Raw genomic sequence first — 13,597 nt, forward strand, 5'->3', positions numbered from 1 at the left:
GCCTGGACCGGCGCCAACTTCCGCCGGGGCGGCTATCTCGACCACGCCGACCGATACCGGCAGGCCGAGGGATCTCGGAGTCGGTGACGACCTTCGAGCCCGGGGCGAGGGTGGTCTTACCCACGGCTTGCGGGTCAGGCCCTTCTCCACGGCCTTCTTGGCCACCAGCGCGGCGGCGACCATGACGTACGGGTTCGAGGTGTTGGTGCAGGAGGTGATGGCCGCGACCGTCACCGCACCGTGGTCGATCTCGTAGGTCGAGCCGTCGGGGGCGGTGACGGTGACCGGGTTGGACGGGGCGCCGTTCGGGGCGACGGCCGGGGCGTCGGAGGCCGGGAAGGACTCCTGGCCGGCCTCGTCGACGACGTCGACGTAGTTGCGTACGTCGGCCTTGAACTGCTCGGCGGCGTTCGCGAGGACGATACGGTCCTGCGGGCGCTTCGGGCCGGCGATGGACGGGACGACCGTCGAGAGGTCGAGCTCCAGCTTCTCGGAGAAGTCCGGCTCGGCCTTCGGGTCCAGCCAGAGGCCCTGCTCCTTGGCGTAGGCCTCGACGAGCGCGACCTGCTGGTCGGAGCGGCCGGTCAGGCGCAGGTAGTTCAGGGTCTCGCCGTCGATCGGGAAGATCGCCGCGGTGGAGCCGAACTCCGGCGACATGTTGCCGATGGTGGCGCGGTTGGCGAGGGAGGTGGCGGCCACGCCCTCGCCGTAGAACTCGACGAACTTGCCGACGACGCCGTGCTTGCGGAGCATCTCGGTGATGGTCAGCACGAGGTCGGTGGCTGTGGTGCCGGTGGGCAGCTCGCCGGTGAGCTTGAACCCGACGACGCGCGGGATGAGCATGGAGACCGGCTGGCCGAGCATCGCGGCCTCGGCCTCGATGCCGCCGACGCCCCAGCCCAGCACACCGAGGCCGTTGACCATGGTGGTGTGCGAGTCGGTGCCGACAAGGGTGTCGGGGTAGGCCTGGCCGCCTCGGACCATGACCGTGCGCGCCAGGTGCTCGATGTTGACCTGGTGGACGATGCCGGTGCCCGGCGGGACGACCTTGAAGTCGTCGAACGCGGTCTGGCCCCAGCGCAGGAACTGGTAGCGCTCGCGGTTGCGGCCGTACTCCAGCTCGACGTTCTGCGCGAAGGCGTCGTTGGTGCCGAACTTGTCGGCGATGACGGAGTGGTCGATGACCATCTCGGCCGGGGAGAGCGGGTTGATCTTCGCCGGGTCGCCGCCGAGCGCCGCGACGGCCTCCCGCATGGTGGCGAGGTCGACGACACAGGGGACGCCGGTGAAGTCCTGCATGATCACGCGGGCGGGCGTGAACTGGATCTCCTGCGACGGCTGGGACTGCGAGTCCCAGTTGCCGAGGGCGCGGATGTGGTCGGCGGTGATGTTCGCGCCGTCCTCGGTACGGAGCAGGTTCTCCAGCAGAACCTTGAGGCTGTACGGAAGGCGAGCCGAGCCTTCCACCTTGTCCAGCCGGAAGATCTCGTACGACTCGTCGCCCACCTGCAGCGTGCTGCGGGCGTCGAAGCTGTTCGCCGACACGACAGTCTCCTTCATTGATGTGCGCGTTCCCACCGCATCCTGCCGCCACGACGACTTGGCCGATCCGCTCAGGTAAGGCTAAGTTAGGTGACCCTAACCAGGGTGGCGGCCGCGGTGCGCCTCGGCAGATATCTCGATGTCGAGATAACTCTAGTACACGGGGGCGGACTGGTCATGTCCGGCCTCCGTTTGTGACGTCTTCCACGAACGGGGTATCCGACCGGGAACCAGTACCTCTCGGAAGGAGGCTCGATGCCCCTCACGTTCCGCAAGAGTTTCCGGATCCTGCCCGGAGTGCGACTGAACATCAATCGACGCTCGTGGTCCATCACCACCGGCGGCCGACACGGGCCGCGACACACCCACAGCAGTTCCGGACGTCGTACGACATCGATGGATTTGCCCGGACCCTTCGGCTGGCGGCGCACCCGCACGGAGAGGCGGCGTTGACGGGGCGTCACCCGAATGGACCACCTGAGATGTCCCATCTCATATCTGAGATAGCCTCAACCTCATGGCAGACGACTACCTCGTACGCATCGGCAAGCTCATCCGTGACGCCAGGCAGCACCGTGGCTGGTCACAGGCGCAGCTCGCGGAGGCGCTCGGCACAAGTCAGAGCGCTGTCAACCGCATCGAGCGCGGCAATCAGAACATCAGCCTTGAGATGATCGCTCGAATCGGTGAAGCCCTGGAGAGCGAGATCGTCTCTCTGGGCTACGCGGGTCCGATGCATCTGCGCGTCGTCGGGGGACGCCGGCTGTCCGGTGCCATCGACGTCAAGACGAGCAAGAACGCGTGTGTCGCGCTGCTGTGCGCCTCCCTGCTCAACAAGGGCCGCACCGTGCTGCGCCGGGTGGCGCGGATCGAGGAGGTCTACCGGCTCCTGGAGGTCCTGAACTCCATCGGTGTGAAGACCCGGTGGATCAACGAGGGCGTCGACCTGGAGATCGTGCCGCCGGCGGAGCTGGACATGGGCTCCATCGACGCCGACGCGGCCGTCCGCACCCGCTCCATCATCATGTTCCTGGGTCCGCTGCTGCACCGTATGGACCACTTCAAGCTGCCGTACGCGGGCGGCTGCGACCTGGGAACGCGGACGATCGAGCCGCACATGATTGCGCTGCGCCGCTTCGGGCTGGACATCGCCGCCACCGAGGGCCAGTACCACGCCCAGGTGGACCGGGCGGTCCGGCCCGACCGGCCGATCGTGCTGACCGAGCGCGGGGACACCGTCACCGAGAACGCGCTGCTGGCCGCCGCCCGCCACGACGGTGTCACCGTCATCCGCAACGCGTCCTCCAACTACATGGTCCAGGACCTCTGCTTCTTCCTGGAGAACCTGGGCGTACGGGTCGAGGGCATCGGCACCACGACCCTCACCGTGCACGGCGTGCCGGACATCGACGCCGACGTCGACTACTCCCCCTCCGAGGACCCGGTCGAGGCGATGAGCCTGCTCGCGGCCGCGGTGGTCACGGAGTCGGAGCTGACGGTGCGCCGGGTGCCGATCGAGTTCCTGGAGATCGAGCTGGCGGTCCTGGAGGAGATGGGGCTCGACCACGACCGTACGCCCGAGTACGTCGCGGACAACGGCCGTACGCGACTGGTGGACCTGACCGTCCGCCCCTCCAAGCTCGAAGCCCCGATCGACAAGATCCACCCCATGCCCTTCCCGGGCCTGAACATCGACAACGTGCCGTTTTTCGCGGCGATCGCCGCCGTCGCCCAGGGCAAGACCCTCATCCACGACTGGGTCTACGACAACCGGGCGATCTATCTGACCGATCTCAACCGCCTCGGCGGGCGCCTCCAGCTCCTCGACCCGCACCGGGTGCTGGTCGAGGGCCCGACCCGCTGGCGGGCCGCGGAGATGATGTGCCCGCCGGCCCTGCGCCCGGCCGTGGTCGTCCTGCTGGCGATGATGGCGGCCGAGGGCACGTCCGTGCTGCGCAACGTGTACGTCATCAACCGGGGTTACGAGGATCTGGCCGAGCGGCTGAACTCGGTGGGGGCGCAGATCGAGATCTTCCGGGACATCTGACGGCCTTCAGAAGAAGCGCCGCCACACCCCTCCTGACCTGCATGAACGCGAGGCGGGAGAGGGGGTGGCGGTGCCTCTGGGACTTTTCTGGGACTTTTGGCCGGACCGAAAGCTCCGGCTGGCTGCGTCCTCAACATGCTGCGTCATCGGGAAAATTTCGGCCTGCGCGTGAGTAAGAGAACCAATAGGTCAGAGGTCATTTCCTGGCCCGGCAAAGATCGCGTGAGGAGCTCGGAGCGTCAAACGAGCGTCACGGCCGACGATCCGGCCTACACTGCTCAGCCCCCCACGGGGTCACCCGCCGGTGACCGCTGTAGTAGTCGCCGATCAGCGTCGTGCAGCACGTCATGATCGCGGCGTCGGCGACGCCGACCCGGGCGCGGCTATGGCGCCGAGGACGACACCGAACACCGTCAGCAGCCCGTACGCGGAGAGGTGCAGCGGAGCGAAATCGCCCGACGCCCCCGCCGCGCGGGCGAGCAGCGCGACCACCACGTTTCCGAGGACGGCCACGACAGCCGCCGCGAGAAGCCCCGCGACCACGGTCAGGCCGCGGGAGCGCGGCGCGGGCGGGGCGGACGATACGGCTTCGGGGACGGAACCGGACATGGGGACCTCCTGCGGAGACCCGGCCACGTTGCTGCCGTACGCCGCGTGGTGTTCGACGCCCTCAGCCCCGAACAGGTGGAGCAACTCGCCACCATCACCGCCACCGTGGTCGCCTCCCTCAAGCAGGCCGGCGAGGAGGACGCCTACCCGGCGGCGCTGCCGTGGCATCGCCGCTGACTGCGAGAAGCCGCCCCGTTCATCGGGCTGAGCCCGCGCCAGTTCGGCAAGCTGATCACCGCGTTGCGGCGCGAGGGTGCGGATCCGGTGCGCAAGGGCCAGCCGTGGAGGCTGCCGCTCGAGGGCCGCGTGCTGCTGGTCGCCGCGTACCGGCGGACTGACCTGACCCCGCACCAGCCGGCACCGCTGTCCGGGGTGCCCAAGTCCGCAGCCGACCGCATCATCGACCACCTCGGGCCTGCGCTCGCCGTCCAGCGGCGCATGCGGTTCCGCAAGGACACCGTGCTGGTCGTGAAACGGCACCCTGGTCCCCACGGTCGATCACAGCGCTGCCGAGCAGCCGGAGCATTACCGGTACTCGACCAACCACCAGGTCGTGATCGATGCCGACACCCGGCTCGCCTGGGCGGCCGGACGCCGCGGCTGAAGTCGGGCGTCCTCAAGGCGGCCCGGTGGGGCATCGCCCGACCTTCGGCATGCCGAAGCCCAATCTCTGCCTCGGCCGGCTCCGCCCGGCTCGCAGAAACGGTGCGGCTGCGCTGTGGAAACGCCCCCGCTTCGGGTGCTGCTCCGTTTCGACGACCGAGAACAAACCCGCGGGTAAGGCGTCCTTGTCCGCAGGCTCAAGAATGGCCACGCACTCCACGTGCGAGGTCATCGGAAAGGTGTCAGCCTGGACAGGGCCGACAAGAGCTGCAGGTCAAGCGCAGCTTTCCCATCCGGCGGACGGGCTTTCAGGGGCCACGAGCGTGAAACGAGCGTCACGGCCGACAGGAAGCGCCGACATGAGTCCCGCCCTCAACCGCGGCTGGCTCCCGGCACGAGGGCGTCGAGATCGATGTCGACGGGGAACGGGACGGACACCTTGAGCCGACCACGGTGGATCCCGGTCGCCACGTAGGTACTGGTCATCACATCGAGCTCGTAGGTGTGGACGGTAGGGGCACCGGCCTCGTCCTCGACGCGCCAGAAGTGCGCGATCGCGGCCTTGGCATACTTGAAGGGCTTCAGGGATCGGTCACGGTCCGCCGACTCCTCTGAGACGACTTCGACGACCAGGGCGACATCCTCGGGTGCGTACCAGGTGCGGTCAGGATCGAATGCGGTGGTGGAGACCAGAATGTCGGGCTCGGGGCGGCTCTTCCGGTCGAGGCGAACGGTCATCTCCCGCTCGGCCTCGAAGCCCTCAGGAACTGCCTGTCGCAGGGCGAAGGTGAGGTTCTCCACCAGCCTGGAATGCCAGGAACGCTGCGGCGACATCATGAAGATCAGGGCTCCGTCGATAAGCTCCGTGTGCCGCGGCGCTTCGGGAAGGTTGTCGAGGTCGTCCGCCTCCCAGCCACTGGGCCGGGGCGGGATCATCCAGTCGGGCAGTTCGGCGGTCACGGCTTCCTCCACGGGCCTTCGGAGATCGTCAAGGGCCTTGAACCGGAGCACTGGCTGCGGCTACGTGACGGTGACAGCGTATTCGATGCCGCCACCAGGCGGCCCCCAGAGGCAACCCCTGCCAGGGCGAACCGCGTGCCACACCCGTGTCACGGTTCGCCTGTCACCCGTACCGCTCCCCCAGCCACCACCATGCCGGTCTGCCATCCAGCCCCCACCGAGAAGACGACCAAAGTCCCGCATGAGCCGACCCCGAAAGAGCTCCGCCGGCAAGAGCGCAATCCGTGGATCCGGCTGCCCAAGTACGACGAGGAGTTCAACGGCCGCCTGGCTCAGGGTGCACCCGCCGAGAGCTGTTACTCCCACTCGTACAGCGACGGAGCGCGATGGACGCTGGAATCGCGCCCGGGTCTGCTGCTGCGGGGCCTCGAACACCGCCCTGCGGAATCCGAGCGCCGGGAGCAGGAGCTCGACGAAGGTGGATGGCTACGCCTGTCCGTGGCCGTTCGATGCCGACGGCCATAGGGCCCTGCCACGGGACCAGCCGGCCGACGAGGCTCCGTAACCCGCGCCCACTTCGTCCGCGAACAGCTTCGCCCCGTCCGCAGGGCACGGGGCGAAGCAACGTTTGTGCAGCGATGGTGAGCGGTGCCTCCATCTGCCGGTCAGGGCAGGATGACTGTCTTGCCGCGGGAGTGGCCGGAGCGGGCGCGGGCCACGGCGGCCGGGGCCTCGGCCAGGGGGATCTCGCTGTCGACGGTGATGCGGAGCTTTCCGGCGGCGGCGAGGTCGGCGAGTGCCTCCAGTTCGGCCCGGCTGGGGTTGTTGGCGAGATTGACGCCGTGGATCTCGCGGGCCGCCAGCACCTCGACGTCGGCGGCGTGGTTGGTGCTGATCAGTCTGCCGCCGGGCTTGAGCAGGGCCGCGAGGGCGGCTGTGCCGTCGTCGCCCGGGTGGCTGACGAGGTCGAGGACGGCGTCGATGCCCTCGGGGTGGGTGGCGAGTACCTGCTCGGCGACCGGCGCTGCGGTGAAGTCCAGGGTCTCGTGGGCGCCGAGGTCGCGCAGACGGGCGGCGACGTCGGGGGCGGCGGTGGCCAGCACCCGGGCTCCCTGGTGGGCGGCGAACTGGATCGCGGACTGGCCGACGCCTCCGGAGGCGCCATTGACGAGGACGACCTGCCCGGTGTCGAGGCGGGCGGCCTCGATGGCCTGGTAGGCGGTGGCGCTCGCGGTGGGCAGGGCGGCGGCGACGGTGAACGGCAGGTCGTCCGGCATGCGGGCGATCTTGCCGTCCTCGGAGACCAGGGCGTACTCGGCGTAGGAGCCGCGTCCGCGGGCCACGTTCATGAACTGGCCGTAGACGGTGTCGCCCAGCCGGAACAGGTTCACCCCGGCTCCGAGGCGCTCGACGACGCCGGCGCCGTCGGAGCCCATGACCAGCGGGAAGTCGTGCTCGACCGCGCCCTTGAGGGCTCCGTCGGCGACCTTCCAGTCGAAGGGGTTGAGCGCGGCGGCGCGCAGGCGGACCAGCACCTCGCGCGGTCCCGGTTCCGGAACGGGCAGATCGGTGAGGAGCGGCTCGGCTCCGAAGTCGGTGATGACGACGGCCTTCATGACTGCTCCCAGACGACCGTGAGTTCGTTGCGGCGGCCGAAGCGCTCGAGGTGGCTGCCCACGACGCTCTCGATGGCGGTGAGGGAGGACGCGTCGGGTGCGGTCACGCGGATGAGCAGGTGATCGTCGGCGGGCTCGAGCAGGACGTCGGTCTGCTGGAAGGTGAGGCGGTGCCCGCCGTCGCGGGTCTCCTCGGTGGGGATCTTGCCGCCGAAGTGGGAGGCGAGTTGCTTGGCGTAGCGCGGGGCGGCGTCGGTGGCGACGCGGCCGAGGGATGTGGGCATGACGGAACTCCGGGGTGAGAGCGAGGGGTGGGGGGGCGGGGTCAGCCGGCCAGGGTGGCGAAGGCGGCCGTCTCGGGCAGCCGGATCGTGTGGTGGGTGTGCTCGGCCTTGGCGTGCAGGTAGCGGATGTTGCTGTCGGTGGCGAAGACGCCGGTGGGCTCCACGAAGCGCACCCGGACTCCGAGGTCGCGCAACTGGCGTGCCTTGTCGGGGTTGTTGGTGAGCAGGTCCAGCTCGGCGAGGCCGAGCGCGGCGAGCATCTGCGCGGCGGCGGTGTAGTCGCGGCCGTCCTCGGGCAGGCCGAGGGCGGTGTTGGCCTCGTACGTGTCCAGGCCCGCGTCCTGCAGGGCGTAGGCGTCCAGCTTGTTGTAGAGGCCGATGCCGCGGCCCTCCTGGCGCAGGTAGAGCAGCACTCCGCCGGTGGCCGCGATGCGCTCGACCGCCTCGCGCAGTTGCGGACCGCAGTCGCAGCGCGCCGAGCCGAACACGTCGCCCGTCAGGCACTCGGAGTGCATCCGCACCAACGGCGCCGTGGCAGCCGTGGGGTCGCCCAGGATCAGCGCGACGTGTTCCTTGCCGTCGGCCAGTCCGTGGAAGGTGACCGCCTCGGCGGTGACCTCGTAGCCGTCGGCGAAGCGCAGCGGGATGGTCACCCGGGAGCGCACCGAGGCGTCGGCGAGCAGGGTGTGCGCGGCGGAAGGCGTGGTGTCCATGGCTGCTCCTGGGGAATGATGCGAAGCGAGTGCAAGTTCAAATTTGAAGCGACATCCTGGACCATACCCCGCTTGCTTCAAATTTGAAACAGACGGCCCGGTGTGGCCTCGGTCACACTGATTCGAATTTGAACTGGCGAGGTAGCGTGGGTGCATGACGGAGCCTGGGTTGTTGAACGAGCATGAGGCGCGAGCCTGGTACGCCTTCGTGGGTGCCGCGGTGTCGCTGGATCGGCGACTGGATCAGCAGCTCAAGGAGGATTCGGGGATCACCCACCTGCAGTACGTGGTCCTCGTCCGCCTCGACTCCGCCCCGGACCGCGAGATGCGCATGGGCGCGCTCGCCGAGACGCTCCACACCACCAAGAGCGGACTGACATACCAGATCGCCCAGTTGGAGAAGGCCGGTCTGGTGCGGCGGCGCGGGTGCTCCGGTGATCCGCGTGCGGTCTACGCGGTTCTCACCGACGATGGCCGGCGCATGCTGGAGCAGGCAGCCCCAGGGCACATCGCAACCGTGCGGGAGGTCTTCCTCGAAGCCTTCACTCCGGAACAGCTCGCCGTTCTGGCCGACGGCCTGAACGAGGTCGCCCGCCGTGCACGGGGCGAGGGAGCCCCCTCTGTGACGCGGTAGTCCTGATGTCCGGCCGAGGCGGCCGGGAGTTGATAGTTCAAATCTGAACACTGTGCTACCTTGCGCATGTTCAAATTTGAACACCCTTCTCCCTGCCTCTCGCCGGAGTGCTCTGTGAACGTTTTTTTGTGGATTGTTCAGTCCCTGCTCACCGCCGCATTCCTGGCCGTGGGCGCGATGAAGATCTTCACCGACAAGAAGAAGCTCGCCTCCACCTTCGGCTGGGTCGAGCAGTTCTCCGACCCGGCCGTGAAGGCGATCGGCGCCCTGGACGCGCTGGTCGGCCTCGGGCTGATCCTGCCGGGTGCCACCGACATCGCTCCGGTACTGGTCCCGTGGGCGGCACTCGGCGGGATCGCGCTCGCCGGCGGCGGTTCCGTGGTGCATCTGCGCCGCTCCGAGACCCCCCTGGCCGCCGTGAACCTGATCTACATAGCCCTGCTCGCGCTGGTTGCCTGGGGTCGCTTCGGCCCGTACGCGTTCTGATCCGCGCCGCCGACCCCGGGGCGGGGCCGCAGGCCGCACTGGTCCGCATGCTGCCGGAACCGATACCGGCGCACCGCACAACCGGCATCGGGGTCGTCCGCGCCGGCGACGGTGCCGCCGAGATCGCGACGCGAACGCCTCCGGAGCTGACCAACGTCATCGGCCTCCCTGCACTCCAGCGGGCTCGTCGCCCTGCTCGACGCGACCGGCCTGGGCGCGATCATCGCGGCGGGCACGGTGCGACGAACTGCTCACGGCCCACCTGGGACAGGTGGTCGACGAGGCTGCCGCCGGCGTCACCGGTGACGGACGCAAGACGCGGCGCGACGGTCACACCCAAAACAAGGCCCCCAACGGGGGCCGACATAAGCCACCCAACGAATTCCCCGATGGGGAATTCCCCTGCACATTCAGTCGAAAGGCTGAATGAATAAGGCCTTTCAGGCCGTCCATGTCCGCGTCGCAGGGCTTGGTCAGCCGCTTCGTTCTGCTGATCTCGTCGTACTTCGGCGGCACGGGCCAGGTCCGACCATCCCGGGATCTGGGCCAGTCGTTGGGCGATGTCGTCGAGTCTGGCGGCCACAGCAGCTGTTTCGGACAGGGCTGCAAGGGACCAGGCGGGTAGCTCTCCCGCCATGTGGCGATCCGGTGCCTGAGTGCCTCGTCCCTGCGTTTGGAGGCCACGACCTCGGCGAGGCGCTGTATACGTTGGGAGCACCGCTCCTCAACGGCCCGGTGTTCGGTTTCGGCTGCGGCGTGGTCGTACAGCGCGGGATGGAAGGGGAGAGTGAACGCGACGCCGTTCGGTTGCCCGGCCTGTAGGGATTCGAGTGCCTCGCTGGTGCCCACGGCAACGTAAGCGGTGGGCTGGGGTGTCAGCGCGGCGAGGATGTCACGGGCCTCACTCACATCACCACCAGAGTTCAGCAGGACCCCGCTGACGAGATGGGGAGCCCTGGCTGTGAACTCCTCGCGCTTGCGCTGGGGGTAGTCCGCAAGACGTTCCCAGCCCGGCCAGGCGTCGATCTGCCGGTCCCTCAGGATCCGGCAGGCTTCGGTCACGACGGCCGGCGGAGGCAGCAGCCGCCCATCGGCCAGGGCAAGCCGGGCATGATCGTCACGGGCGTCCTCGATCCGCAGCGCAACGTGTTCCCGTTCGGCTTCGGCGATCGCTCCGGCAAGACGCTCGACCAGGAGGTGCGCGTCCTGGTCGAGGTCGACTCGTTCGCCGTCGAGGAGCTCAGTCAGCCGTGGCTCGGATTCCAGTGCCGTCTTGGGTCCCGTGGCCTGTTCCAGCCTGTCCTGGAGGCGTTCGGCAGACTGACGTGCCTTTCCCTCGTTCTCCTTCGCCTCGTCCAGGAGCCGCTGGACCTCGATGTGTTCTTGGGCGAGCGCTTCCGCCTCCTCTGTCAGCGCGTCGACCCTTTTTGCGTGCGGCTTCATACGTGCGCTAGGAATTGGGTCTTCTCATAGTCGATGCCCGCACGCCACGGCTGCTTCAGAGACGTCCTTCACACGGATCGCCCAACTCCAACGGGGCCGGTACTGTCTGTCGGTTCACTCCGGCCAACTGCCTTTTCTCTATGCGCTCATTGAGCGATGGGAGGCATGGCCGAAAGGCCTCTTGGTAACTCCCGGTTGTCGAATCCAGCGAGAATCGAGAGGCCCTGGTGTTGAACTGTTGCGTGATGGTGGCAGACGGGTCCAGCCGGTCCCACTGGGGGTGCCTGTCTCGCCAAGAGGCGCCAGTGCGTCGGCGGGAGCGGGCATGCCGAGCGGCGCGCTGTATACCCGTCCGGTGTGCTTCCACGACGTCGTGGTCAGCACAACGTCTTGATCGACAGCTCAGGCTGGAGCACGAGGACTCCGGCGGATTGCAGGGCCTGAGCATGGTCGAGCAGTTCGATCACACTGATCGCCACCCAAGCAACCAGCGACACTGCGGCGCGGAACCGCCTCGGCCAGACCGAATGGATCAGTTTCCCTGAACCGTTCAAGGTCGTGGTTGACGAGACGGTACCGCGCCCACCTCGAGGCGTCTTGATTCATCCGACGTGAAATGCCTCGAGCGCAGGTGACTCCGTCCCGCTTCGATTCTGGCACCCACGGTCGATCACCCCGCGAGGAATGGGGTTCTGCAGCACCCGCAACTACATGGCGTATACCGATACCTCTGGTCAGGCGCCCCGCGTGGACCGGGCCGCGAGCAGGTCGAGTGCTATGTCCACGATCATGTCCTCCTGGCCGCCGACCAGGCCGCGCCGGCCCACCTCGAGCAACAGCTCGCGGGCATCCACGCCGTAGCGCTGGGCGGCGATCTCCGCGTGGCGCAGGAAGGAGGAGTACACGCCGCCGTAGCCCAGGGTGAGCGTCTCGCGGTCGACCTGGACAGGGCGGTCGCGCAGGGGACGTACCAGGTCGTCGGCGGCGTCCTGGAGCGCGAACAGGTCGCAGCCGTGCTTCCAGTCCTGGAGGTTGGCCACCGCGATGAAGGCTTCGATGGGGCAGTTGCCGGCGCCGGCACCCTGTCCGGCGAGGGAGGCGTCGACCCGGGTGACCCCCTCCTCGACGGCGATGACGCTGTTGGCGACGGACAGCGAGAGGTTCTCGTGCGCGTGGATGCCGATCTCGGTGGTCTCGTCGAGCACGTCCCGGTAGGCGCGGACGCGCTCGCGCACTCCGTCCAGGGTGAGGCGGCCGCCGGAGTCGGTGACGTATACGCAGTGGGCGCCGTAGGACTCCATCAGCTTGGCCTGTGCGGCGAGTTGGGGTGCCTCGGCCATGTGGCTCATCATCAGGAAGCCGGAGACGTCCATGCCGAGCTCGCGGGCCTTGGCGATGTGCTGGGCGGAGATGTCGGCCTCGGTGCAGTGGGTGGCGATGCGGACCGAGCGGACGCCGAGGGCGTGGGCGCGTTCCAGTTCGGCGATGGTGCCGATGCCGGGCAGGAGGAGGGTGGTCAGGACGGCGTTGTCGATCGCGTCCGCGGCCGCCTCGATCCACTCCCAGTCGGTGTGGCTGCCCGGGCCGTAGTTGAGCGAGCCGCCGGCGAGGCCGTCGCCGTGGGCGACCTCGATGGCGTCGACGCCGGCCGCGTCCAGGGCGGCGGCGATACGGCCGACGTCGGCGGGATCGATGCGGTGCCGGATGGCGTGCATGCCGTCCCGCAGGGTGACGTCCTGGATGTAGATCTTGCGGTTCATCGCTTGGCCTCCGCGAAGGACTCGGCGACGCGCAGGGCGGCCGACGTCATGATGTCGAGATTCCCGGCGTAGGCCGGGAGGTAGTGGGCGGCGCCCTCGACTTCGAGGAAGACCGACACCCGGGTGGTGACCGGACCGACTCCCTGCGGGACGAGCGTGTGCACCGGCTCGGCAGCGTCCACCGGAGTGAACTGCACCTCCTGCTTCAGGCGGTAGCCGGGCACGTACTGGGCGACCTGTTCGGCCATCTCCTTGACGGAGGTGCGGATGGCGTCCTGGTCGGCGTCGCCGATGAGGCAGAACACCGTGTCCCGCATGATCAGCGGCGGTTCGGCCGGGTTGAGGACGATGACCGCCTTGCCGCGCGCCGCGCCGCCGACGGACTCGATCGCGTGCGCCGTGGTCTCGGTGAACTCGTCGATGTTGGCGCGTGTGCCGGGGCCGGCCGACTTGGAGGCGATGGACGCCACGATCTCGGCGTAGTGCACGTCGGTGACGGCGGAGACGGCCGCGACCATGGGAATGGTGGCCTGTCCACCGCAGGTGACCATGTTGACGTTGTCCACGCCCGCGTCGAGCTGGGCGTCCAGATTGACCGGAGGCACCACGAACGGGCCGATCGCGGCGGGTGTGAGGTCGATGAGCTTCTTGCGGTACGGCCCGAGCTTGTGGGCGTTGGCGATGTGCGCCTTGGCCGACGTCGCGTCGAAGATCACCTCGATGTCGTCGAAGTGCTCCATGGCGATCAGGCCGTCGACGCCCTCGTGGGTCGTGGGCACCTTGAACCGGGCGGCACGGGCAAGGCCGTCGGAGGCCGGGTCGATACCGACCATGGCGGCGACCTCCAGCGTGTCCGACAGGCGCAGGATCTTGATCATCAGGTCGCTGCCTATGTTGCCC

Annotated in this window: 13 protein-coding genes and 2 pseudogenes; 6 read left to right on the top strand and 9 right to left on the bottom strand. The window is 68.4% G+C overall.

Going from position 1 to position 13,597, the window contains the following annotated elements; all coding sequences use genetic code 11:
- Positions 1-79: 79 nt before the first annotated feature.
- Positions 80-1,545: pseudogene (gene acnA, locus ABZT17_RS43345) on the bottom strand (aconitate hydratase AcnA); the annotation flags it as partial.
- Positions 1,546-1,797: 252 nt separating this feature from the next.
- On the opposite strand from acnA, the gene ABZT17_RS43350 reads away from it, so the two are divergent.
- Positions 1,798-1,995: a DUF4236 domain-containing protein gene (locus ABZT17_RS43350; RefSeq protein WP_356357696.1), complete on the top strand. Its 198-nt coding sequence runs from the start codon at positions 1,798-1,800 to the stop codon at positions 1,993-1,995.
- A gap of 64 nt (positions 1,996-2,059) precedes the next feature.
- Entirely contained in the window at positions 2,060-3,589 is a 1,530-nt protein-coding gene (locus ABZT17_RS43355) for a UDP-N-acetylglucosamine 1-carboxyvinyltransferase (protein WP_356357697.1), read from the top strand.
- Positions 3,590-3,934: 345 nt separating this feature from the next.
- Here ABZT17_RS43355 and ABZT17_RS43360 read toward each other — a convergent pair whose 3' ends face one another.
- Positions 3,935-4,198, bottom strand: coding sequence for a hypothetical protein (locus ABZT17_RS43360; protein ID WP_356357698.1), 264 nt, complete (start codon positions 4,196-4,198; stop codon positions 3,935-3,937).
- Positions 4,199-4,243: 45 nt separating this feature from the next.
- Between ABZT17_RS43360 and ABZT17_RS43365 the strand changes: the two genes are divergently transcribed.
- A complete protein-coding gene (locus ABZT17_RS43365) occupies positions 4,244-4,375 on the top strand; it encodes a hypothetical protein (RefSeq protein ID WP_356357699.1) in 132 nt (43 codons plus the stop codon).
- Positions 4,376-4,775: pseudogene (locus ABZT17_RS43370) on the top strand (IS5/IS1182 family transposase); the annotation flags it as partial. It abuts the gene before it with no gap.
- Between the two features lie 398 nt (positions 4,776-5,173).
- On the opposite strand, the gene ABZT17_RS43375 reads toward ABZT17_RS43370, so the two are convergent.
- The 4 genes from ABZT17_RS43375 to ribA all read right to left on the bottom strand — a co-directional run bounded on the left by ABZT17_RS43375 (position 5,174) and on the right by ribA (position 8,374).
- Entirely contained in the window at positions 5,174-5,761 is a 588-nt protein-coding gene (locus ABZT17_RS43375) for a Uma2 family endonuclease (RefSeq protein ID WP_356357700.1), read from the bottom strand.
- 665 nt (positions 5,762-6,426) lie between these two features.
- Positions 6,427-7,377, bottom strand: coding sequence for an NADP-dependent oxidoreductase (locus ABZT17_RS43380; protein WP_356357701.1), 951 nt, complete (start codon positions 7,375-7,377; stop codon positions 6,427-6,429).
- Complete coding sequence (locus ABZT17_RS43385; protein ID WP_356357702.1) at positions 7,374-7,661, bottom strand: DUF2218 domain-containing protein; 288 nt, start codon at positions 7,659-7,661, stop codon at positions 7,374-7,376. Before ABZT17_RS43385 ends, ABZT17_RS43380 begins: the two co-directional genes overlap by 4 nt.
- A gap of 41 nt (positions 7,662-7,702) precedes the next feature.
- A complete protein-coding gene (gene ribA / locus ABZT17_RS43390; RefSeq protein WP_356357703.1) occupies positions 7,703-8,374 on the bottom strand; it encodes a GTP cyclohydrolase II in 672 nt (223 codons plus the stop codon).
- Between the two features lie 154 nt (positions 8,375-8,528).
- On the opposite strand from ribA, the gene ABZT17_RS43395 reads away from it, so the two are divergent.
- Positions 8,529-9,008: a MarR family transcriptional regulator gene (locus ABZT17_RS43395; protein ID WP_356357704.1), complete on the top strand. Its 480-nt coding sequence runs from the start codon at positions 8,529-8,531 to the stop codon at positions 9,006-9,008.
- A 114-nt stretch (positions 9,009-9,122) separates the two neighbouring features.
- Positions 9,123-9,494: a DoxX family protein gene (locus ABZT17_RS43400; RefSeq protein ID WP_356357705.1), complete on the top strand. Its 372-nt coding sequence runs from the start codon at positions 9,123-9,125 to the stop codon at positions 9,492-9,494.
- 330 nt (positions 9,495-9,824) lie between these two features.
- Here the strand turns inward: ABZT17_RS43400 and ABZT17_RS43405 are convergent, their stop codons facing one another.
- From ABZT17_RS43405 to ABZT17_RS43415, 3 genes are all read right to left on the bottom strand, one after another.
- A complete protein-coding gene (locus ABZT17_RS43405; protein ID WP_356357706.1) occupies positions 9,825-10,937 on the bottom strand; it encodes a hypothetical protein in 1,113 nt (370 codons plus the stop codon).
- A 734-nt stretch (positions 10,938-11,671) separates the two neighbouring features.
- Complete coding sequence (gene dmpG, locus ABZT17_RS43410) at positions 11,672-12,697, bottom strand: 4-hydroxy-2-oxovalerate aldolase (protein WP_356357707.1); 1,026 nt, start codon at positions 12,695-12,697, stop codon at positions 11,672-11,674.
- Positions 12,694-13,597: acetaldehyde dehydrogenase (acetylating) (locus tag ABZT17_RS43415; RefSeq protein WP_356357708.1), on the bottom strand; the 904-nt coding region annotated here is incomplete at its 5' end. The genes ABZT17_RS43415 and dmpG, both read right to left, overlap by 4 nt.

Origin of the sequence: Streptomyces sp. NPDC005648, from assembly GCF_040605395.1 — a bacterium.
Lineage (GTDB): Bacteria > Actinomycetota > Actinomycetes > Streptomycetales > Streptomycetaceae > Streptomyces.